The sequence below is a fragment of the Pseudolysinimonas sp. genome, from assembly GCF_057350545.1.
This window is the reverse complement of sequence record NZ_JBMRCP010000005.1, coordinates 15,105-36,002: the sequence shown is the minus strand read 5'-3', so window position 1 is coordinate 36,002 and position 20,898 is coordinate 15,105. Positions and strand designations below refer to the sequence as shown.

The following is a 20,898-nucleotide window of genomic DNA, read 5'->3' as shown; positions in this document are numbered from 1 at the left end:
AAGGCCAGAAATGGCCTTCGTTCCTAGCGGGGCGCGCGTCGCGGGAGTCGACTCGTCGACGCAGAGCTGCAAGGTCGTGATCGTGGATGCCGCGACCGGCGCCACCGTGCGGGAGGGGCGCGCGAAGCATCCCGAGGGCACCGAGGTCGATCCCGCCGCGTGGTGGGAGGCGCTGCAGGAGGCGATCGCCGCCGCGGGCGGGCTGGATGACGTCGCCGCGATCTCGATCGCCGGGCAGCAGCACGGGATGGTCGTGCTCGACGCCGTCGGCAACGTGATCCGCCCCGCCCTGCTGTGGAACGACACCCGCTCCGCCGACGCAGCGCGCCAGCTCGCGGAGGAGTTCCCCGACATCGTCGCCCGCACCGGGTCGCGCCCGGTCGCGAGCTTCACGGCGACGAAGCTGCGCTGGCTGCGGGATGTCGAGCCCGACAACGCCGCGCGGGTCGCGGCCGTCGCGCTCCCGCACGACTGGCTGACCTGGCGCCTCCGCGGCTTCGGCCCGGGCAATGCCGACTTCGCCGAGCTCACAACCGACCGTTCCGACGCGAGCGGCACCTCGTACTGGAACCCGCACACGAACGACTACGACCGCGAACTGCTCGTCGCGGCGCTCGGCCACGATGCGATCCTCCCCCGCGTGCTCGGCCCCGGCGAGGCCGCCGGCACCCTCCCGGGTGGGCAGCTCGTCGGCCCCGGCGCGGGCGACAACGCCGGTGCCGCCCTCGGCCTCGGCGCACGCGAGGGGGATGTCGTCGTCTCGATCGGCACGTCGGGCACCGTCTTCGCGGTGACCGGCTCCCCCGCCGGGTCGGACACCGTCGCCGGGTTCGCCGACGCGAGCGGGGTCTACCTCCCTCTCGTCGCCACCCTCAACGCCGCGCGCGTGCTCGACGCGATCGCGCGCGTACTCGGCGTGACCCACGACGAGCTCGGAGCCCTCGCGCTCGAGGCGGAGCCCGGAGCCGGCGGCCTCGTGCTGCAGCCCTGGTTCGAGGGCGAGCGCACCCCCGACCGCCCGGATGCGACGGCGACCCTGTTCGGCATGACTCTCGCGACCACCACACGCGAGAGTCTCGCTCGGGCCGCGATCGAGGGGCTGCTGTGCGGCCTCGCCGACGGCCTCGACGCGGTGCGGGCGACCGGAGTCGTCGCCGAGCGCATCCTGCTCATCGGCGGCGCGGCGCAGAACCCGGCGGTGTCGGCGATCGCGTCGCAGGTGTTCGACGTCCCCGTCGCGGTGCCCGAGCCGGGCGAGTACGTCGCGCGCGGCGGCGCGGTGCAGGCCGCATGGGTCGCGTCCGGGGCGCGCCCGGACTGGACCGTCCCTCTCACGGCCGAGGCGGCATCCGATCACCGCCCCGTCATCCGCGCACAGTACGCCGCTCGCCTCTGAGCCGACTTTCCGTTTTCAGGAGTCCGTGTGGCTGGTGTTGCCTGAAGTCACCTCGCGACAGGTCAGGCGTCACTCCCGTCACGCATCCTCCTGAAAACGGAAAGCTGTCAGCCGACGTCGAAGCTCTGCTCGACGCCCGGAGCCGTGAGGCGGTAGCGGCCCTTCGCACCCGACACCGTCACGCGGCCGGAGGCGTCGGTACGCAGCGTCTGCGGCGGCGTCCACCATTCGCGGCGGATGAGATCGCGCAGCACGAAGTAACCGGGCTTGGGGGTTCCGTCCGGCCGCACGAGACCAGCGGGGGCGCCGAGCCACGCACCCCGGTCGGCGAGACCCCAGTACGTGATCGAGGTGACCGCCGGATGCCCGAAGAGCGACCGGTAGTGCGCCTCGAGCTCGGTGGCCTGCCGCGCCTCGCCCTCCGGCGTCGACGGCCAGTCGTCGCGCACGTAATCGTTGAGATCGACGATGTCGGCGGGCATGAGGTCGCCCGACAGCAGCGTCGTCTCGGTGAAGTGCAGCGGGATGCCGAACCGCGCGAAACGATCCGCGACCTCGAGCGCCCGCTCCTCGCCGGGGTATCCCTGGTGCATGTGCGTCTGGAGGCCGATGCCCGCGACGGGGACGCCGAGCTCGAGGACCCGATCGACGAGCTCCTCGTAGCGGGGTGAGAGGTCGAAGTCGTTGACGTGCAGCGCGACCCCGGGATTCGCGGCGACGGCGTGCTCTGCCGCGTGCGCGATGAGGCCCGCACCGCCCAGCCGGGCGGCGAGCGGTGTGATCGCGTTGTCGCCGTTGTCGAAGACGGGCGCGATGACGGCCTCGTTCACGAGGTCCCAGGTGTCGATCAGCCCGGCGAAGCCGCCGACCTCTCGTCGAACGCGCGCCGCCACCCGATCGGCGATCTCGTCGAGCGGCCGCGACAGCAGCCAGGGCGGCGCGAGCGTGTGCCAGACGAGCGGATGCCCCTTGAGCCGCACGTCGTGCGCGGCGAACCACTCCGCCGCCCGCCGCAGCCGCGCGGTCTGCGGGGCGCCGTCGGTCGGCTCGAAGTCGGCCCAGTAAAACGGCAGGATCGCGAGGTCGAACGCGTCGAACCAGAGCCGCGCGAGCTCGTCGTCACCTTCGGCACCGTCGCCGTTCGCGTGGTCGAGCAGCTCGAACCCGATGTTGCCGAAGCCGAACGCATGGCGGGTCAGCTCGACCACGACCTCGGTGTCGACGAGCGGAACGCCGCCCGACTCCACCTCCACGACGGCGGTCGCGAGCCGGTGGGCCGGGAGGGCGGTCATCCCGTGACGCGCTCCTCGGTCCAGACCGGGTGGAACGCGCGGTCGGGCCCGACGACGCGCACCGGGCCCTCGAGCAGCACGGGAACGGTGATCGGGATGTCGCCGCTCGAGCGACCGAAGCCCACGACGAGCTCGCCCGGCTCGACGATGCGGTCACCCTCGATGCCGGTGAAGGCGGCGAGATCGGCGGGCACCTCGACCGTCAACCGCACCGCCTCGCCGGGCTCGAGCTCGACCTTGCGATAGCCGACGAGCCGCTGCACGGGACGCACGACCGAGGCGACGGGATCGTTGAGGTACACCTGCACGACCTCGGCGCCGGCGCGCGACCCGGTGTTGCGCACCGTCACCGAGAGCCGCCCCGCGCCGTCGGTGCCGATCACCGAGGACTCGGCCGCGGCATCCGACCAGTCGAACGACGTGTACGACAGACCGTGACCGAACGGATACGCGGCGCCCACCTTGACGCTCGACACACCGGTCGACCGGGCGAGGGGCGACGCGAGATAGGTCGACGGCTGCGCCCCGGGCGAGGCGGGCACCGACACCGGCAGGCGCCCCGACGGGTTCACCCGGCCGGAGAGCACCCCGGCGATCGCGCCGCAGCCCTCCTCGCCCGGGAAGAAGGTCTGCACGATCGCGGCGGCTTCCTCGACCGCGCGGCCGAGGAAGTACGGGCGTCCGGCGAGGAGCGTGAGCACGACGGGTGTGCCCGTGTCGAGCACCGCGTCGAGCAGCGCCGCCTGGGCTCCGGGCAGGTCGAGCGACTCGACATCGCATCCCTCGCCCGAGGTGCCGCGCCCGAAGAGGCCCGCACGGTCGCCGAGGGCGAGGATGACGACATCCGCCGCCTTCGCCGCCGCGACGGCCGCCGCGATGCCGTCGGTCTCGCCGCCGGAGATCGTCGTGCCTTCGGCGTGGGTGACCGTCGCCGCCGGGAACTCGGCGCGCACCGCGTCGAGCAGCGTCGGGATCTCGATGCCCACCGCGACCTCGGGATGATGCGCGCCCACGTGCAGCGGGAACGAGTAGCAGCCGAGCACCGCGGCGAAGTCGTCGGCGGTCGGCCCGAGCACCGCGATGCGGGCGGGAGCGGCGAGCGGCAGCACGCCCTCGTTGCGCAGCAGCACGACCGACTGCTCGGCGAGCTCGCGCGCGATCGCCCGATTGACCGGGGGGTCGAGGTCGACGGTGCCGCGGAGCGCCTCGGGGTCGGAGAGGTCCTTCCCGGCGAGCACCGGCGGCACCGCCGACCAGGAGTCGTCGAGCAGCCCGAGTTCGGCCTTCTGACGCAGCACGCGGCGCAGAGCGGTATCGACGACCGTCTCGGCGAGGCGGCCCTGGCGCACCTCGTCGAGGAGCGGTTGCCCGTACCCGTGCACGGTCGGCAGCTCGACGTCGATTCCGGACTCGAGTGCGAGAGCCGCCGCCTCGCCGATCGACCCGACCACGCGGTGGTGGAGCTGCAGGAAGGCGACCGCGAAGTAGTCGGCGACGACGGTTCCGTCGAAGCCGAGCTCGCCGCGCAGCAGGTCGGTCAGCAGCGCGCGATCGCCGGCCGACGGCACGCCGTCGGTGTCGGTGTAGGCGTTCATCACCGAACGCGGCTTGCCGTCGCGCAGCACCATCTCGAACGGCTGCAGCATGACGTCGGCGCGCTCGCGCGGCCCCATCGACACCGGTGCGAGGTTGCGACCGGTGCGCGAGGCGGAGTAGCCGACGAAGTGCTTGAGCGTCGCGACGATGCCCGCCGTCTCGAGACCCCGCACGTAGGCGGCCCCGATCGACCCGATGAGGTAGGGATCCTCGCCGATCGTCTCCTCGACACGACCCCAGCGCGCGTCGCGCACGACGTCGAGCACGGGTGCGAGGCCCTGGTGCACGCCGACCGACGCCATGTCCTCGCCGATGCGCCGCGCCATCCGCTCGACGAGCTCCGGCGCGAACGCCGCACCCCACGACAGCGGCACGGGGTAGGCGGTCGCGCCCCACGCCGCGAAGCCGGCGAGGCACTCCTCGTGCGCGACGGCCGGGATGCCGGCGGAGCTCTCGGCGAGCAGCCGCTGCTGGATGCGCAGGAGCGACAGGGCGCCGAGCGCGGGGTCGACGGGCACGGTGCCGAAGGCGCGCGTCACCTGGCCGAGACCGAGGGGCACGATCGCATCCAGGTCGATGTCGCCCGTGAGCTCGTGCTGGTTGGGGGCGACATCCCCGCCGTCGGCGTTCGCGCCCACCCACACGCCGTAGAGCTGGGCGACCTTCTCCTCGAGCGTGAGTCGGGAGATGAGCTCGTCGACGTCGGTCGCCGGGCGGGTCTCGATGTTCGTCATTGCGGTGGATCAGCCCTTCACGGCGCCGGTGAGTCCGCCGACGATGCGCTTCTCGGCGAGCAGGAAGAACGCGAGGGCGGGGATCATCGACAGCGAGGTGTAGGCCAGCACGGATCCGGTGTCGGACGAGTACTGGGTGGAGAACTGCTGCACGCCGAGCGGCAGCGGCCAGAGGTCTTGCGGCATGCCGCCGGCGCCGAGGATGAGCAGAGGCAGCAGGTAGGCGTTCCAGCTCCCGATGAAGGCGAGCACACCGACCGTGATGAGCCCGGGCACCGAGAGCGGCACCATGATGCGCCAGAAGAACCCGATGCGGCTCGCGCCGTCGATCGACGCCGCCTCCTCGAGCTCGTGGGGGATCGCCCGCAGGAACGGGACGAGGATGATGATCGTCGTCGGCAGCGCGAAGCCCACCTGCGGGATGATCACGCCGAGGAACGTGCCGTGCAGGTCGAGCTGGCGCAGCAGGATGCTGAGCGGCAGCGCGGCGACGGTGACGGGGAACATGAGTCCCGCGGCGAACAGCGCGTACAGCCCGCCCCGACCGCGGAACTCGTAGCGCGCGATGACGAAGGCGGCCATCACCCCGAGCACCACGACCCCGAGCGTCGTGCCCGCCGCGATGAGGGTCGAGGAGAACACCGAGCCCCAGAACCGCTCGGACGTGAGCACCCGGAGGTAGTTGTCGATCGTCCACGGGTTCGGCCAGCCGCCCGGGGACTGGTTGATGTCGGCCGTGCTGCGGAAGCCGTTCACCCACACGTAGGCGACGGGTCCGACCGACACCGCCGCCGCGACGACCGCGACGAGGTAGACCCACGGCTGGCTCCAGTCGAAGCCCTTGCGACGCGGTGCCGTCTCGCTGAGCGTGGCGGTCATCAGCGGCCCTCCCCCGTGGTCAGCGCGCCGGCGAGATCGCGGCGCATCGCGGTGCGCTGGAAGAGCACCGCGACGATGAGCGAGATCGCGAAGAGCACGACGGCGATCGCGCTCCCGTACCCCGGAGCACCCTGACCGTTCTGCAGCATGTAGACCGCCATCGTGTTGGTCGCTCCGACCGGACCGCCCTTGGTGGTGACCCAGATCATGTCGAACAGCTGCAGCGAGCCGATCATCGACAGGAAGACCCAGATGCGGATCGTCGGGGCGAGCAGCGGGAGCGTGATGCGCCACTGCGTCTGCCACCAGCTCGCGCCGTCGATCGCCGCCGCCTCCTGCAGTTCCTGAGGCACTCCCTGCAGGCCCGCGAGCATGAGGAGGATCGCGAAGCCGAGGTACTTCCAGGTGATGATCACGAACATGACGCCGAGTGCGATCTCGGGGTTGGCGAGCCAGGGCTGGGCGAGCTCTCCCAATCCGATGTTCTCGAGCAGCGCGTTGATGCCGCCCCGGGGCGACAGGAGGAGCTTCCACGACAGGCCCGCGATGACTTCGGCGAGCACGTAGGGGACGAAGATGAGGGCCCGGATGATCGAGCGGCCGCGCAGGCGGCGGTTGAGCAGGAGCGCGACGCCGATCGCCAGCGGCCCCTGGATGAGGATCGACAGGGCGACGATCGTGAAGTTGTTGCCGATCGCGCGGAGGAAGACCGGGTCGCCGAGAGCTCGGACGTAGTTGTCGATGCCGATGAAGCGCTCGAGCGGGCCGAGGCCGTTCCAGTTGTAGAGGCTGTACACCGCGGCCAGGGCGACCGGCAGGATGACGAACCCGAGGAAGACGATGAGGGCCGGTCCCGCGAAGAGGGCGATCTCGAGGCGCGTGCGACGGTCGCGGCGGCGGCGGGTCGTCGCGGGGCTCTGAGCCGGGGCGATCGCCGGGGATGGTGTCTGGATCATGCTCGCTGTCGTTCGTCAGAAGGGGAGGCAGGGCCCGCCGGGGGTACGGGCCCTGCCTCTGGGGGATCGCCGACGCTACTGGGCGGCGGCGGTGTCCTTCAGTGCCTGGACGACATCCTCGGGGGTACCGGTACCGCCGAAGATGTTGACGATGGCCTGGTTCAGCGGGTTGCCGAAGGCCGGGCCGAGGGCGCTGTCCAGCCAGAGCTGCACATACGACGATCCGGCGAGACCCGCGGCGATCGACTGCAGGTTCGGGTCGGTCAGCGCATCGGCCGCCTCGGGGTTGGCCGGGATGCCCGAGCCGATCTCCGCGAAGCGACGCTGCACGTCGGCGCTCGACAGGTACTTCACGAGGTCGACCGCCGCGTCGGGCGCGTCCGCGCTCACTCCCCAGCCGTCACCGCCGCCCATCGTGATGGTCGGGTCGCCGGCTGCACCGGGAACACTCGGGAAGGGGAACCAGCCGAGGTAGTCCGGCACCTCGCCGTCGGCCGTGAGGCCGCCGATCGTGCCCGAGTTCCACGGACCCATGAACTCCATCGCCGCGACGCCGTTGGCCACGAGGCCGGCCGAGCTGTCGGCACCGGTCTGCGCCGGGGTGGCGAGGAAGCCCGTGTTGAACGGCTCCTCCTCCAGGAAGTCCTGGAGCATCTCGCCCGCTTCGATCCAGCACGGGTCGTCGAACTCGAGGTTCGCGATCGAGGACTGCAGGGTCTCGGTCGAGCACGCGTTGAGCGCGAACTGGTACCACCAGTGGCCTGCCGGCCACAGGTCGCCCGCGCCGACGGCGATCGGCTCGGCGCCGATGCCGCGGAGCGCCTCGACGGCGTCGACGAGCTCGGGGAGGGTCTCGGGCGTGCCGTCGATGCCGGCCTCATCGAAGAGCTCCGTGTTGTACCAGATGCCGGTGATGCCGAAGGAGAACGGCATCCCGTACTGCGCGCCGTCGACCTCCCACGGCTTGACGACTCCGCCGAACGTCGCGATCTCGTCGGCCAGCGGCTCGGAGAGGTCCTTGAGGTAGCCGGCTTCGGCCTGCGAACGCACCTCACCGCCGGGCCAGACCATGAAAACGTCGGGCGCGTCGCCCGACTGGAGGGCGTTGGGAATGAGGGTGCGCTGGAGGTCTTCGTTCTGGTAGCCGGTCACCTCGACCGTGACGCCGGGGTTGGCCTCCTCGAACTCGGCGGCCACTTCCTCCCACAGTCCCTGGAGCGGGTCGGAGGTGGCGTTGTGCCACCAGGTGATCGTGACGTCGTCGCCGGCGTCACCGCCCCCTCCCGTGCAGCCGGCCATGACGAGCGTGGCGGCGGCGGCGAGGGAGACGGCACCGAGCCTCTTGGTGCGAGTCGTGTTCATCGTTGAACGCCTTTCGAAAGTTTCGGCTGCGGTGCCGAAAGTGATTGGGTGAGGCCGATGCTAAGGCACGCCGAATATGTAGTCAAGGACAACATATTCGGCCCGCTAGGGTGAGCGCATGCCAGCCGGGGACAACGCCGACGGCGTCCGTCGTCGCAACCTCGCCGCCATCCTCGAGCTCGTGCACCACGGGCGCGCCGCCTCCCGCGCCGAACTGACCGCGCTCACCGGACTCAACCGATCGACCGTCGCAGCCCTCGTCGCGGAGCTCGCCGAACTCCGCCTGGTCGAGGAGGGCGAGCCCGTCGCGAGCGGCGGCGTGGGCCGCCCGTCCCCCGGGGTGCGGGTGAATCCCACGACCGTCGTGATCGCCGTCAACCCCGAAGTGGATGCCGTGACCGGTGCCGCGATCGGGCTCGGCGCGCGCGTGGGCACCCGCATCCGCCGACCGCTCGACGCCGTGCCCGACCCGGCGACCGCCGTCGCCGTGATCGTCGACCTCGTGCGCGACCTCACCGAGCGCGGGAGGCGCGTCGCCGCCGTAGGGCTCGCCATCCCGGGCCTCGTGCGCGCCACCGACGGCACCGTGCGCTGGGCGCCCCACCTCGGCTGGCGAGAGGTGCCGTTCGCGCGCATGGTCGAGGATGCCGTCGGCCTGCCCGTCCACGCCGACAACGACGCGACCCTCGGCGCGCTCGCCGAGCACCTCTTCGGCGCCGGTCGCGGGGTCGACGACCTCATCTACCTCAACGGCGGCGCGTCGGGCATCGGCGGCGGCGTCATCGTGCGCGGCCGGCCGCTCACCGGTCGCGGCGGGTACGCGGGCGAGTTCGGCCAGAACCGCCCCGGCGCCGGCGACCGCCTCTCCGAGCGGGGCACCTTCGAAGACGAGGTCAGCCGCGCGCGCGTGCTCTCCCTCCTCGGCCTGGAGCACGCGGACGAACCCGCGCTCGCCGCCGCGATCGCCGCGTCGGCCGACTCCGCGGTGGCGGCCGAGCTGCGTCGGCAACAGGGCATCCTCGCGGTCGCGCTCGGCAACGCCGTCAACGTCTTCAACCCCGAGCTCGCCGTGCTCGGCGGGTACCTCGCGACCCTGCTCGCCTGGCAGCCCGCCGCCCTCGTCGACGCCGTCACCGCCGCGACCATCCCCGCCGCGGCGGAGGGGGTCTCGATCGTGCCCGCCGCCCTCGGCGAAGACCGCCTCCTCATCGGCGCGGCGGAACTCGCCTTCCGGTCGCTCCTGCGCGACCCGGCCGGTTGGCGCGGGTAGGTCTCGACACGCCGCCTACGGCGGCTACGCGACCACCGAACCCTCGCGGAGGCCCCACGCCTGCCCGTAGCCGCCCTCGGCCTCCGGCTTCGCCATGAGCTCGAGGAACGGTGTCGCGGGGAACGCCTCGGGGCCGAGCACACCCGATCCCGTCCACACCCCCGTCGCGAGCAACTCGAGCGCGACGACCGGGTTGAGCGCCGTCTGCCACACCACGCACTGGCTCTCGTACTCGGCCATCGTCCACTCGTTGTCGGACACGTGGTACAGGTACACCTCGCGCGGCTTCCCGTCGACGCCCGTGCCGGTCACCCACAGGCCGGCGCACGTCTTGCCCGTCATCCGCGGGCCGAGGGTCGCCGGATCGGGCAGGGCGGCGGCGACGACATCCCGGGGCGCGACCTCGACGGGACCGTTCGCCGAGCGCACGCGGATCGGCACCGTCGAGTCGAGGTGCAGTTGGTGGAGGGTCTTGAGGATGCCGATGAACTCATCCCCCAGCCCGTACTTGAAGGTGACGCGCTGCGCGTCGACCCAGCGCGGCATGAGCAGCACCTCCTCGTGCTCGACATTGACGCACTCGACGGGTCCGATGCCCTCCGGGAAGACGAACACCTCGGGCTCGGAGAACGGCGGGGTCGTGAGCCAGCCCTTGTCCTTCTCCCACACGACCGGCGGGTTGAGGCACTCCTCGATCGTCGTCCAGATGCTGAACGACGGGGCGAAGATCTCGTCGCCGTTCTCGTCGCGCACGACGAGGTTCGCCCCGTCGCGCGTGCCGAGCTCCTGGATCTCGCTGAACAGCTCATCGGCGGCATAGCGCGCGAACACGTCGGAGAGCCCCGGCTCGACGCCCATCCCGACGAGGGCGAGCCTGCCCGCCTTCTCCCAGTCGGGACCTTGCGCGAACTGGTCGTCACCGAGCTTGACCCCGGTCTTCGCATACGGCTCCGACGGATGCGGCTCCGACAGGCTCATCGCCATGTCGAGATAGTCGGCGCCCGCCTCGAGCGCGCCCGCGAAGATCGTGGGGACGAACTTCGGCTCGACCGCGTTCATCACGTGCGTCGCCCCGTGCTCACGTGCGACGGAGGCCACCGACGCGGGATCGGACGCATCGATCTTCGCCGCGACGAAGCGCCCACCCTGGTCGCCGTGCTTCCCCTCGATCCACGCGAGCGTGCGCTCGGCACGGGAGAGGTCGTAGTCGCTCACGACCATGAGCTCGAAGAAGTCACGGCGGGCTGCGATCTTCGCGATCGCATCGCCGACGCCGCCGGCGCCGACCAGGAGGATTCTCATTCCCCGAAGCTAGCGGCAGACCCCTCCCGCGGGCGAGGGCTCTCACGTTCCTTCCGCAGACGCGGTGCGAGCGCCGCCCAGCCGAGCAGCGCGACCGACGCTCCGAGCAGCGCCCCGCCGACGGTATCGGTCACCCAGTGCGCCCCGAGGTAGGTGCGGCTGAGCGCCATGAGCACGACGTAGACGGCCCCCGCGACCGCGACCCACCAGCGGGCGACGAGCACCGTCGCGAGCACCGCGACCGTTGCGGCATTGGCGACGTGACCCGACGGGTAGGAGCCGCTCTCCAGGGTCAGCAGGATGTCCTCCGGTCGGAGCCGCCCGTAGAGCACCTTGAGCAGTTGCACGAGACCCGCGCTCACCGCGGAGACGAGGACGAAGAGCGCGGCCGACCAGGGTCGCCGCAACACGAGCAGCACGATCGCGACCGTGACCGGCACCGCGAAGATCGCGAACCATCCGCCCCCGAGGAAGTCGAAGCCCCGCGACACGGCCTCCCAGAACGGGCCGCGCATCTCGAGCACCTCCTCCATCCATTCGCCGTCGACCTCGTCGGCGATCACCTGGATGCGCACGAGCAGTCCGAGCAGCAGAGCCACCGCGATGCCCGCACCGGCCCCGATCGCGATCCCGCGTCGCCACGGAACGTCGGGCAGTTCGGCGCGGGAGATCATCCCTCCACCGTAGTGAGGCGCGACGAGAGGTTTCGGGTCTTGGCGGCGCGCGGCGGAGGCGTTAGTGCGCGGCGGCCACCGGCGCCTCCGTGCTTCCGACGACCCTCGAGTGCTGCGGGCGCACGACCACCCACAGCAGCACGACCGCCACGCTGAGCGCGATCCCCATCCCGAGACCCATCGGGATGGCCGTCGCCGTGCCGAACAGGCCGACGACGGGGGCGGCGATGCTCGCGAGGCCGAAGTTGATCGCCCCGAGCAGTGCCGCCGCGGTGCCCGCCTCCGCGCCGTGCGGCGCGAGCGCGGTGACCTGGATGCAGGGGAAGCTCAGGCCGGCGCAGGTGAGGAAGACGAACGTGCAGGCGACGACCGGTGCGAGCCCGAGGCCGAGGAAGGCCGAGGCTGCGGCGCCGAATCCGGCGAGCGCCATGATCGGCAGCGAGACGGCGAGCACCTTCGGGGGCGCGAACCGGCGCATGAGCCGCGAGGCGACCTGCGACGCGACGGCGAGGCCCAGCGAGTTGACGGCGAACAGGATTCCGTATTGCTGAGCGTCGAAGCCGTAGACCTCCTGGAAGACGAACGACGACGATGAGAGGTACGCGAACAGGCCCGAGAACATGAGCCCCGCGATGAGTGCGACCCCCACGAACACCCGATCGGAGAGCACGGCTTTGTAGCGCTGACCCACCGTGCTGCGGCCTCGCACGCGTCGCCGCTCGGGCGGAAGGGTCTCGGCGATGAGCAGGGCGGCGAGGATCACGACGACGACCCCGTACCCCGCGAGTGAGAGGAACAGTCCGCGCCAGTCGACGAGCACGAGCAGTTGCGAGCCGATGACCGGGGCGAGGATCGGCGCGAGGCTCGTGACGAGCGCGAGGCGCGACAGCATCCGCACGAGGGGTTGTCCGCCGAACAGATCGCGTACGGTCGCCATGGCCACGACGCCGCCGCCGGCCGCGCCGATGCCCTGCAGCACGCGGAACACGAGCACCCAGGTGATGTCGGGCGCGAAGGCGACACCGAGGCTCGCTCCCACGTGGATGGTCGTCGCGAGGATGAGCGGGAGTCGACGCCCGACGGTGTCGCTCCACGGACCGATGATCAGCTGGCCCAGGCCGAACCCGATCATCGTCGCGGTGAGCGTGAGCTGGATCGCCGCCTCGCTCGCGCGGAGCTCCTCTGCGACGACGGGGAACGCCGGCAGATAGAGGTCGATCGTGAACGGCCCGAGGCCGACGAGCAGCCCCAGCACGACGATGTAGATCACGCGGGAGCCGCGCGAGAGCGCGTCGCCGGGGTGGGCGAGGACGATGTTGATGGGCGAGGTGATCACAGGTGGTGGCGTTTCTCGAGGCGGCGGAGAGGATCGTCGGCGCCCTTGATCACGTATCCCCGGGTGTCAGGCTAGGGCACGACGGCGAACGCGCGCACGGGGAACGTGCCGAAACCTTCGACGGCGGGTGGCGTCGCCGTGAACCGCGCCCCGAACGCCGGCAGCTCGCCGAGCCGCGTGAGGTGCTCGACGACGTGGATGCCTGCGCCCAGCAGCCCGGAGTGGGCCGGGCGCTCGCCGCCTGACTCGGTGTCGTCGATGTTGAGGGCATCGATGCCGACGAGCGCCGCCCCGCGCTCGACGAGCAGCGCGACAGCCTCCGCCTCGAGGTACGGCGACCCCGTCCCGTACGCCGGGGTTCCGAAGTGGCGGTCCCATCCGGTGTGCAGCAGCACCGCGGCTCCGCGCACGTCGCGGTCGAGGAAGACGCCGGCCGGGATGCCGCGGGTCGTCAGATCGTCGACGTGCAACACGACCGCCGGAAGGTCGACGAGGGTGGTCAGATCGAGCCCCGCGAGATCGTCGCCGCCGGCGTAGCGGTGGAACGGCGCGTCGAGGTAGGTGCCCGTGTTGCCGATCATCGTGATGATGTCCATCGCGAAGGTCGTGCCCTCGGCGTACTTCGCCCGCGAGTCCTCCCGGGTCAGGTGCGGGGTGACGACGGGGGCCGGCAGACCCGGGTAGGTGACGAGCCCCTCGCGGATGGCGTGGCTGAGGTCGACGATCCGCCGCGGCCGGTCGACCGACGCGGTCTCGATCCCGCGGGAGCCCTTGTGCGTCTCCTCGACGATCTCGACGTTCGCGAGCACGACGTCGGCGACCATCGCGAGCCCCAGATGGGCGACGAGCAACGCCCCGATCTGGTCAGGCGTCTCCGCCCCCGTGGGCAGGTCGAGACGGAAGCCCTCGGTGGTCAGGTGACCGCCGTTGGCGAACTCGACCCGGGCGTCGAAGACGGCACGGTACTCAGGCATCCTGTCTCTTCCTTCTCAGTCTCGTGGCGACGGTGACCGCGACCGCGGCGAGCGCGAGGATCGCGGGGACGAGCAGGTGCGCGCCGGAGAGCACGACGAGCCCGGCGACGAAGAGCACCGAGGCGACGGCCATCCACCAGCCCACCGAGCGGCGCTCGAGCAGCCGCACCGCGGCGATGACTCCGAGCAGGTAGACGGATGCCATCGACGCCGTCTGGATCAGCACGAACGACTCGAGGTCGGCGCCGAGCAGCAGGTAGATGCCGAGGTAGGCGAAGCACTGCACCGCGACGAGCACGAGGCCGCGGCGCGGCGTGGAGCCGGGTTCGGCGCCGCGGGCGAACCAGCGCGGGAGGTCGCCGTCGCGGCCGAGGGCGGCCACCAGGTTCGCGAAGGCGGGGACGTAGACGTTGAGCACCCCGAGCACCACGATCATCGCGACGGCCGTCACGATCGCCGGGCCGACGCCCGGGATGGTGCGGGCGACGAGGTCGTAGAGCGGCACGACGCCCTCGCCCCCGGCGCCGACGAGCACCGTCACGATCTGGAGCGCGAGGTAGGCGATCCCGACGACCACCACGGCGATCGCCGTCGCGAGCGGGATGGTGCGGCGCGGGTTCTTGAACTCCCCCGCCCAGTGGGTGATCGCCTCCCAGCCCGAGAACGCCCAGATGAAGAGACTCACCGCCACTCCGACGCCGGCCCACCCGTGCGGCAGGAACGGCTCGAGCTTCGCCGGGTCGGCCGCCGTCGTACCGCTCGCCACGACGAGCACGACGATCGCGACGAGCAGCGCCGTGAGACCGAGTTGCACCCCGCTGCTCACCCGGAGCCCGACCCAGGCGAGCCCGATCGTCACGACGAAGAACCCCATGCCGACGATCGGGATCCACGCGCGCGGGAAGCCGGTGAACGCCGCGAGGTACTCGGCACCCAGCACCGCGACGACGGGAGCGCCGATCCCCGCGCCGAAGAGGAACAGGTACGCGGCGGCACGCGCCGCGGTGGCGCCGAGGGCGAGGCGCACGAACGTCGCCACGCCTCCGCCGTCGGGATGCCGCGCCGCCAGGGCGGCGAAGGTGCCGGCGAGCGGGATCGACAGCAGCGACACGATGCCGACGGCGAGGATCGACGCGGGGCCGGCGGCGTCGGCGGCGAGACCCGGCAGCGCGAGGATGCCGGTGCCGAGCACGGCGGCGATGTACAGAGCCGACGCGGAGGGCAGCCCGATCCGTCCCTCTGCGCTCACCGCCCCAGTCTCGCGCCCCGCCTCTGACACCGTCCCGCGCGTTTCGGCCATCGTGCTGCCACCTCGATGCGCGAGGTGGCTTTCCGTTTTCAGGAGGATCTGGGGCGGGAGTGGCGGAAGTCGCCGTTCCACCCGACAGAAGCCGACATCAGCACCAGGATCTCCTGAAAACAGAAAGGTGCAGCGGCCCTACCGACGGCGGGCGCGGGCGAGCGAGTCGACGATGACGGCGGCGAGCAGCACGGCTCCCGTGATGAGGAGGCGCGTCGACGAGTCGAGGGCGAGCAGCGTGAACCCCGAGCCGAGCGAGGTGATGATGACGATGCCGAGCAGCGCCGACCAGGCCGAGCCGCGGCCGCCGAAGAGGCTCGTGCCGCCGATGACCGCCGCCGCGATCGCGGTGAGGTAGACGTCGTCGGTCGCGCCGCCCTGCACGGCTGCCGCGAGCCGCGCCGAGGCGAGCAGGCCGCCGACGGCGGCGAGCACCGAGCAGACGATGAACGCCGAGATCATGACGCCGCCGGTGCGGATGCCGACGCGACGCGCCGCCTCCTCGCCGCCGCCGACGGCACGCAGGGAGCGACCCCAGCGGGTGCGGCGCAGCACGATGTCGGCGATCACGACCCCGCCGAGGAACACGACGAAGACGGCTCCCACGCCGCGGCCCAGCCCGAGATACCAGACGCCGCCGAGCAGGCCGGCGAGCAGCAGCCCGCCGCCGAGCAGGATCGTCCACAGCCGGCCGTACGGCAGGCCCGCGCGCCGGCGTCGGGCGCGGGCGACGACGCGCGCCGCCGTCCAGCCGAGGCCGCCGAGGGCCGCGAGGGCGAAAGCCGCCCAGTCCGGCAGATACGCCTGCTGCGCGAAGGTCACGAGCCACGAGTCGACCGGCAGACCGATCGAGCCGCTCCCGCGCAGCACCCACGCCTGCGCGCCGAGCACCGCGAGGAGTCCGGCGAGCGTGACGACGAACCCGGGCGCGCGGAAGCGGATGACGATGAGCCCGTAGAGGGCGCCGATCCCAGCCGCGACGGCGAGCGCGACGAGGATCGCGGGGATCGCGTCCCACCCGGACCCGACGAACAGGATGCCGAGGATCGCCCCGGAGAGCGACGCGACCGCGCCGACCGAGAGGTCGATCTGCCCGACGATGAGCACGAACACCACGCCGAGCGCGATGAGTCCCGTCGCGGCGGACTGCATCGCGAGGTTCACGAGGTTGGCGCTCGACAGGAAGCTCGGGTTCGCGAGCTGGAAGACGATCCAGACCACGGCGAGCACGGCGAGCGGCGGGAGGGCGCTCCAGCCGTTCGCGCCGAGTCGTGCGGCGAACGACGCGGGGGTGGTCGCCCCCACCGGCTCGCGGGTCACCGCGTGCCCTCCACCCGCCGCAGCGGAGCAGGCGGGCGCGGCGGAGCGGGAGTCTCGGCACCGGCGCCGCCGCCCATGATCGCGGCGATGACGGCCTCGCTCGTCGTCTCGGCGGCGCGGAACTCCCCCGCGTTGCGCCCGAGCCGGAGGACGACGACGCGGTCGGCCACCGAGAGGACATCGGCGATGTGGTGGCTCACGAGCACGACCGCGACGCCGCGCTCGCGCACGCCCTCGACGAGGTTGAGCACCTCGACGCCCTGGGTGACGCTGAGCGCGGCCGTCGGCTCGTCGAGCACGAGCACGCGCGGCTCCGAGACGAGCGAGCGGGCGATGGCCACGACCTGGCGCTGCCCGCCGGACATCGCGGCGACGCTCGTGCGGGTCGGCGGGATGCGCACGCCGAGCCCGCGCAGCAGCTCACCCGTGCGGCGCTCCATCTCGATCTCGTCGACGAAGCCCGCGCGGGTCGGCTCCTGGCCGAGCCAGAGGTTGTCGATGAGGTCCATCGGATCGCACAACGCCAGGTCTTGGTGCACCGCGGCGATGCCGAGACTGCGGGCGCGGCGCGGCGTGCCGATCGTGACCGGACTGCCGTCGATGCGGATCTCGCCGCCGTCGGCCGCGAGCAGCCCGGAGAGCACCCCGACGAGCGTCGACTTGCCCGCGCCGTTGTCACCGACGAGGGCGACGATCTCGCCCGCGTGCACCTGGAGGTCGACCTCGGCGAGCGCGCGCACCGCGCCGAAGCGGCGCGAGATGCCGCGCAGCTCGAGCACGGGAGCGGGCACCGGGCGCTCCGACGACGACGTCATTCTCCCAACCTAGAAGAAAGCCGGTCGGCCGGGACACCGACCGCGAGGCAGGCCTCGACGAGGTCGGGCGCGCAGATGTCCTCGATCGTGTAGAGACCCGTCGTCACGATGACCCTGTCGATGTCGTCGGCCGTGACGAGCACCGGGTCGAGGACGACCGACGGCACACCGTCGACCTCGTCCCACGCCGACGGCGCCCGACCGGCGGCGAGCTCCTTGGCGGCGTCCGCGGCGATGCGGGCCTGCATCGCGATGTTCTTGAACACGGTCGCGTACTGGGTGCCCGCGACGATGCGGCGGATGGCGGACAGGTCGGCATCCTGACCGGTGACGACGGGCGTCGTCTCGATGCCCGCCGACCGCAGGGCGGCGATCGCCGCGCCGGCGAGACCGTCGTTGCCCGCGTACACCGCGTCGATCCGGTCGCCGAACTGCGAGACCTGCGTCGCCATCCATTCCTGGGCCTTCGCGGCACTCCAGCCCGGCACGTCGTAGCGCGCGAGCACCTCGACCCCGGCCGCGTCGAGCACCTCGCCGAAGCCCGCGGCGAGCTGGGTCGTGTTCGCGTCGTTCGGGTCGCCCGCGAGCACGAGCACTCCGCCGTTCGGAGTGCCGCGTTCCGCCATGCCGTCGACGAGCGCCTCCGCCTGGAGCGTGCCGACCTGCTCGTTGTCGAACGAGACGTAGAACGCCGCCCCGCCGCCGTCGATGAGGCGGTCGTAGCTGACGACCGGCACGTCGAGCGCCGCCGCGGTGTCGACGATCGTGCGCGCCGCGACCTGGTCGACGGGGTTCACGACGAGCACCGACGCCCCCGCGGCGAGCGCCGACTCGGCCTGCTCGAGCTGACGGCTCGCGCTGCCCCCGGCGTTGGCGTAGATCACGCGGTAGTCGCCGTTGACCGCGAGCCGCTGCTCGAAGAGCGGACGGTCGAGCTGCTCGTACCGCGCGGTCGCGCTCTCGGGGAGGAGCAGCGCGATCACGGCGTCGGGGGTCGGCACGGCGGCGCATCCCGCGACCGCGAGCAGCACCGCCGTGAGCACGCCCGCGAGAGCCGGTGGGAACCGGCGACGGCGGCCGCCCATCAGCCCGCGCTCAGGACGCGTCCGGCCGCGGATCCGTCCGACGCCTGAAGCGCCGCGAGGAGGGCGCCGGTGATCTCGGCGCGACCGTCGAGTCCCGAGGCGACGATCTGCAGGTCGCGCGCGCCGTCGAGCGCCGCGCGTTCCACGGCGTGCCGCACGGGGGCCAGGAGCGTCTCACCGGTACGAGCCAGCTCGCCGCCGATCACGACGACGTCCGGGTCGAGGAGGTTCGCGACGCTCGCCACGGCGACGCCGATGTGCTTGCCGGCATCCGCGATCGCGCGTCGCGCGCCCGCGCCGCCCGCCTCGGCCTCGGCGATGAGGTCGCTCAGTCGGGTGATGCCCGGGATGCCGGTGAAGAGATCGAGGAGCGCGCGGCCACCGGCGACGGTCTCGAGGCACCCGCGGTTGCCGCAGCGGCAGATCGCGCCGTTCTCGTCGAGGGTGACGTGGCCGATCTGACCGGCGCGACCGCGCGGACCGCGGAACGGCACGCCGTCGAGGACGATGCCCGAGCCGATCGAGTGACCGACGCAGACGTAGACGGCGACGCGGGCGCCGATGGCGGCACCGGCGCGCGACTCCGCGAGCGCACCGAGGGTGGCGCCGTGCTCGACGACGACGGGGGCGTCGAGGCGCGCGCGCAGCGAGGCGGCGAGGTCGACCCCGTCCCACCCCGGCATGAGCCCGGGCACCGCGAGACGACCGGTCTCGGGGTCGACCGGCACCGGCACCGAGAGGGTCACGGTGAGCAGCTCGCCGAGCGGTGCTCCGACACCGTCGAGCATGTCGCCGACGAGGAGGGCGGCGCGGTCGAGTTCGCGGTCGTAGCGATGGTCGGCGGCGAGGGGCACGTGCTTTTCGGCGACCGTCGTGAGCGCCGAGTCGGCGAGCACGATGTCGAGGGACCGCGAGGAGAAGTGGAGGGCGGCGACGAGGCCCTCCTGGCGGGTGAGCGACACCTGCACGGCCCGCCGCCCGCTGCGCGAGCCGAAGGTCGTGCTGATGACGCCCGCCGTCGAGAGCTCGCGCACGATGTTCGACACCGTCGCGGCGGAGAGTCCCGTGATGTCGACGAGCTCGATCTGGGCGAGGCTGCCGTGCGTCGTCAGGGCGTCGACGATCCGCTGCCGGTTCGCCTCCCGGAGCGACGCTTGCGAGCCCGGGGGCGCTGTGGGTCGCGCCATGGGATCAGAGTAGTGCCAGGAACAGGGCACAATGGGGTACCCGAAGGAGCAACGATGCGCCCGACAGCCCGCGCCGGAGTCGCCGCCGCCCTGGCCGCGCTCGCCCTCGCGGCCTGTTCCGGCCCCTCCGGAGTCGACGCGGACGACCCGAATCAGGTCGAGGTCTTCACCTGGTGGGCCACCGGCACCGAGAAGGTGGGCCTCGACGCGCTCGTGGATGTCTTCGCCGAGCAGTACCCCGACATCCGCTTCGTGAACGCCACCGTCGCGGGGGGCGCGGGATCGAACGCGAAGACCGTCCTCTCTCAGCGGCTCGACGTCGGAGACCCGCCCGACACCTTCCAGGCGCACGCCGGCGCGGAGCTCACCGACTACATCGAGGCCGGGCAGCTGCACGACCTCAGCGAGTTCTACGCGGAGCACGACCTCGACGACGTGTTCCCCGAGTCGCTCATCGAGTTGCTGACCGTCGACGGCGCGATCTACTCGGTGCCCACCAACATCCACCGGGCCAACGTCGTGTGGGCGAACACCGAGGTGCTCGCCGCCGCCGGCATCGACCCCGCCGATCCGCCCGCCGACCTCGACGCCTGGATCGACGATCTGCGTCGCTTGCGCTCAGCGGGCGTGGCCGTCCCTCTCGCCCTCGGCACCGAGTGGACGCAGTTGCAGCTCTTCGAGACGGTGCTGCTCGCCGACCTCGGCGCGGACGGGTACTCGGGCCTGTGGACCGGCGAGATGTCGTGGGACGACCCGGGCGTCGCGACGGCCGTCGCGCACTACGACGAACTGCTGGACTACGTGAACAGCGACTTCGCCGGGCTCGACTGGGACACCGCGACGCAGCTCGTCGTGAACGGCTACGCCGGCTACATCGTGATGGGCGACTGGGCCGAGGTCGCGTTCGCGCAGTCGGGCTGGACCTACGACGACGAGTACACGACCTTCCCCGTGCCCGGCACGTCGGGCGTGTTCGACTTCCTCGCCGACTCGTTCGTGCTCACGGTCGGCGCTCCGCACGAGGCGGCGACGGAGAGCTGGCTCGAGACGATCAGCTCGATCGACGGCCAGCAGGCGTTCAACCTCGCGAAGGGGTCGATCCCGGCGCGGACGGATGTCGACGCCTCCGCCTACCCGGAGTACCAGCAGACGGCGCTCGCCTCCTACGCGGACGACCTCATCGTGTCGTCGCTCGCGCACGGAGCCGCGGCCGATACCGCCTGGTCGAACGACATCCTCGACGCCGTCGGTCGGTTCGGGACCGACAGAGACGTGGATGCCTTCCGCCGAGGTCTCCTCGACGCCGCGGCGACGAACCTCGCGGGTTGAGGAGCGCCGCGCGCAGCGCGACGCGTCTCGAAACCGCACCACGTCAGCCGCGGGTTGAGGAGCGCCGCGCGCAGAGCGACGCGTCTCGAAA

At 72.0% G+C, this 20,898-nt stretch carries 17 protein-coding genes; 3 read left to right on the top strand and 14 right to left on the bottom strand.

Annotation, left to right across the window (positions count from 1 at the left end; all coding sequences use genetic code 11):
• Positions 1-10: 10 nt before the first annotated feature.
• Positions 11-1,396: a xylulokinase gene (locus ACO1X9_RS00820; protein WP_486348932.1), complete on the top strand. Its 1,386-nt coding sequence runs from the start codon at positions 11-13 to the stop codon at positions 1,394-1,396.
• A 107-nt stretch (positions 1,397-1,503) separates the two neighbouring features.
• On the opposite strand, the gene ACO1X9_RS00815 is transcribed toward ACO1X9_RS00820, so the two are convergent.
• From ACO1X9_RS00815 to ACO1X9_RS00795, 5 genes are all read right to left on the bottom strand, one after another.
• Positions 1,504-2,688, bottom strand: coding sequence for an endo-1,4-beta-xylanase (locus tag ACO1X9_RS00815; protein WP_486348931.1), 1,185 nt, complete (start codon positions 2,686-2,688; stop codon positions 1,504-1,506).
• Positions 2,685-5,018, bottom strand: a complete 2,334-nt coding sequence (locus ACO1X9_RS00810) for a beta-xylosidase/alpha-l-arabinosidase (protein WP_486348930.1) — start codon at positions 5,016-5,018, stop codon at positions 2,685-2,687. The genes ACO1X9_RS00815 and ACO1X9_RS00810 overlap by 4 nt, the downstream gene beginning before the upstream one ends.
• 9 nt (positions 5,019-5,027) lie before the next feature.
• Positions 5,028-5,897 (bottom strand): carbohydrate ABC transporter permease, encoded by an 870-nt coding sequence (locus ACO1X9_RS00805; RefSeq protein ID WP_486348929.1) that lies wholly within the window; start codon positions 5,895-5,897, stop codon positions 5,028-5,030.
• The gene (locus tag ACO1X9_RS00800) at positions 5,897-6,853 is read right to left on the bottom strand and encodes a carbohydrate ABC transporter permease (protein WP_486348928.1); all 957 of its coding nucleotides are present in this window, start codon (positions 6,851-6,853) and stop codon (positions 5,897-5,899) included. Before ACO1X9_RS00800 ends, ACO1X9_RS00805 begins: the two co-directional genes overlap by 1 nt.
• Before the next feature lie 75 nt (positions 6,854-6,928).
• Entirely contained in the window at positions 6,929-8,215 is a 1,287-nt protein-coding gene (locus ACO1X9_RS00795; protein WP_486348927.1) for an extracellular solute-binding protein, read from the bottom strand.
• Between the two features lie 118 nt (positions 8,216-8,333).
• Here ACO1X9_RS00795 and ACO1X9_RS00790 point away from each other — a divergent pair, with 118 nt between their 5' ends.
• Positions 8,334-9,485, top strand: a complete 1,152-nt coding sequence (locus ACO1X9_RS00790) for an ROK family protein (RefSeq protein WP_486348926.1) — start codon at positions 8,334-8,336, stop codon at positions 9,483-9,485.
• Between the two features lie 24 nt (positions 9,486-9,509).
• Here ACO1X9_RS00790 and ACO1X9_RS00785 read toward each other — a convergent pair whose 3' ends face one another.
• From ACO1X9_RS00785 to ACO1X9_RS00745, 9 genes are all read right to left on the bottom strand, one after another.
• The gene (locus ACO1X9_RS00785) at positions 9,510-10,787 is read right to left on the bottom strand and encodes a saccharopine dehydrogenase family protein (protein WP_486348925.1); all 1,278 of its coding nucleotides are present in this window, start codon (positions 10,785-10,787) and stop codon (positions 9,510-9,512) included.
• Complete coding sequence (locus ACO1X9_RS00780) at positions 10,784-11,461, bottom strand: phosphatase PAP2 family protein (protein WP_486348924.1); 678 nt, start codon at positions 11,459-11,461, stop codon at positions 10,784-10,786. Before ACO1X9_RS00780 ends, ACO1X9_RS00785 begins: the two co-directional genes overlap by 4 nt.
• Positions 11,462-11,522: 61 nt before the next feature.
• Positions 11,523-12,797, bottom strand: coding sequence for a multidrug effflux MFS transporter (locus ACO1X9_RS00775; RefSeq protein ID WP_486348923.1), 1,275 nt, complete (start codon positions 12,795-12,797; stop codon positions 11,523-11,525).
• 71 nt (positions 12,798-12,868) lie between these two features.
• The gene (locus ACO1X9_RS00770; protein ID WP_486348922.1) at positions 12,869-13,771 is read right to left on the bottom strand and encodes a cyclase family protein; all 903 of its coding nucleotides are present in this window, start codon (positions 13,769-13,771) and stop codon (positions 12,869-12,871) included.
• Positions 13,764-15,020 (bottom strand): APC family permease, encoded by a 1,257-nt coding sequence (locus ACO1X9_RS00765; RefSeq protein WP_486348921.1) that lies wholly within the window; start codon positions 15,018-15,020, stop codon positions 13,764-13,766. The genes ACO1X9_RS00770 and ACO1X9_RS00765 overlap by 8 nt, the downstream gene beginning before the upstream one ends.
• 189 nt (positions 15,021-15,209) lie before the next feature.
• Entirely contained in the window at positions 15,210-16,391 is a 1,182-nt protein-coding gene (locus ACO1X9_RS00760; protein WP_486348920.1) for an ABC transporter permease subunit, read from the bottom strand.
• Positions 16,388-17,206 (bottom strand): ATP-binding cassette domain-containing protein, encoded by an 819-nt coding sequence (locus ACO1X9_RS00755; RefSeq protein ID WP_486348919.1) that lies wholly within the window; start codon positions 17,204-17,206, stop codon positions 16,388-16,390. Before ACO1X9_RS00755 ends, ACO1X9_RS00760 begins: the two co-directional genes overlap by 4 nt.
• The gene (locus ACO1X9_RS00750; RefSeq protein ID WP_486348918.1) at positions 17,203-18,291 is read right to left on the bottom strand and encodes a sugar ABC transporter substrate-binding protein; all 1,089 of its coding nucleotides are present in this window, start codon (positions 18,289-18,291) and stop codon (positions 17,203-17,205) included. Before ACO1X9_RS00750 ends, ACO1X9_RS00755 begins: the two co-directional genes overlap by 4 nt.
• Positions 18,291-19,478, bottom strand: a complete 1,188-nt coding sequence (locus ACO1X9_RS00745) for an ROK family transcriptional regulator (protein WP_486348917.1) — start codon at positions 19,476-19,478, stop codon at positions 18,291-18,293. Before ACO1X9_RS00745 ends, ACO1X9_RS00750 begins: the two co-directional genes overlap by 1 nt.
• Before the next feature lie 54 nt (positions 19,479-19,532).
• On the opposite strand from ACO1X9_RS00745, the gene ACO1X9_RS00740 reads away from it, so the two are divergent.
• Positions 19,533-20,807, top strand: a complete 1,275-nt coding sequence (locus tag ACO1X9_RS00740) for an ABC transporter substrate-binding protein (protein ID WP_486348916.1) — start codon at positions 19,533-19,535, stop codon at positions 20,805-20,807.
• The last annotated feature ends 91 nt before the right edge of the window (positions 20,808-20,898 follow it).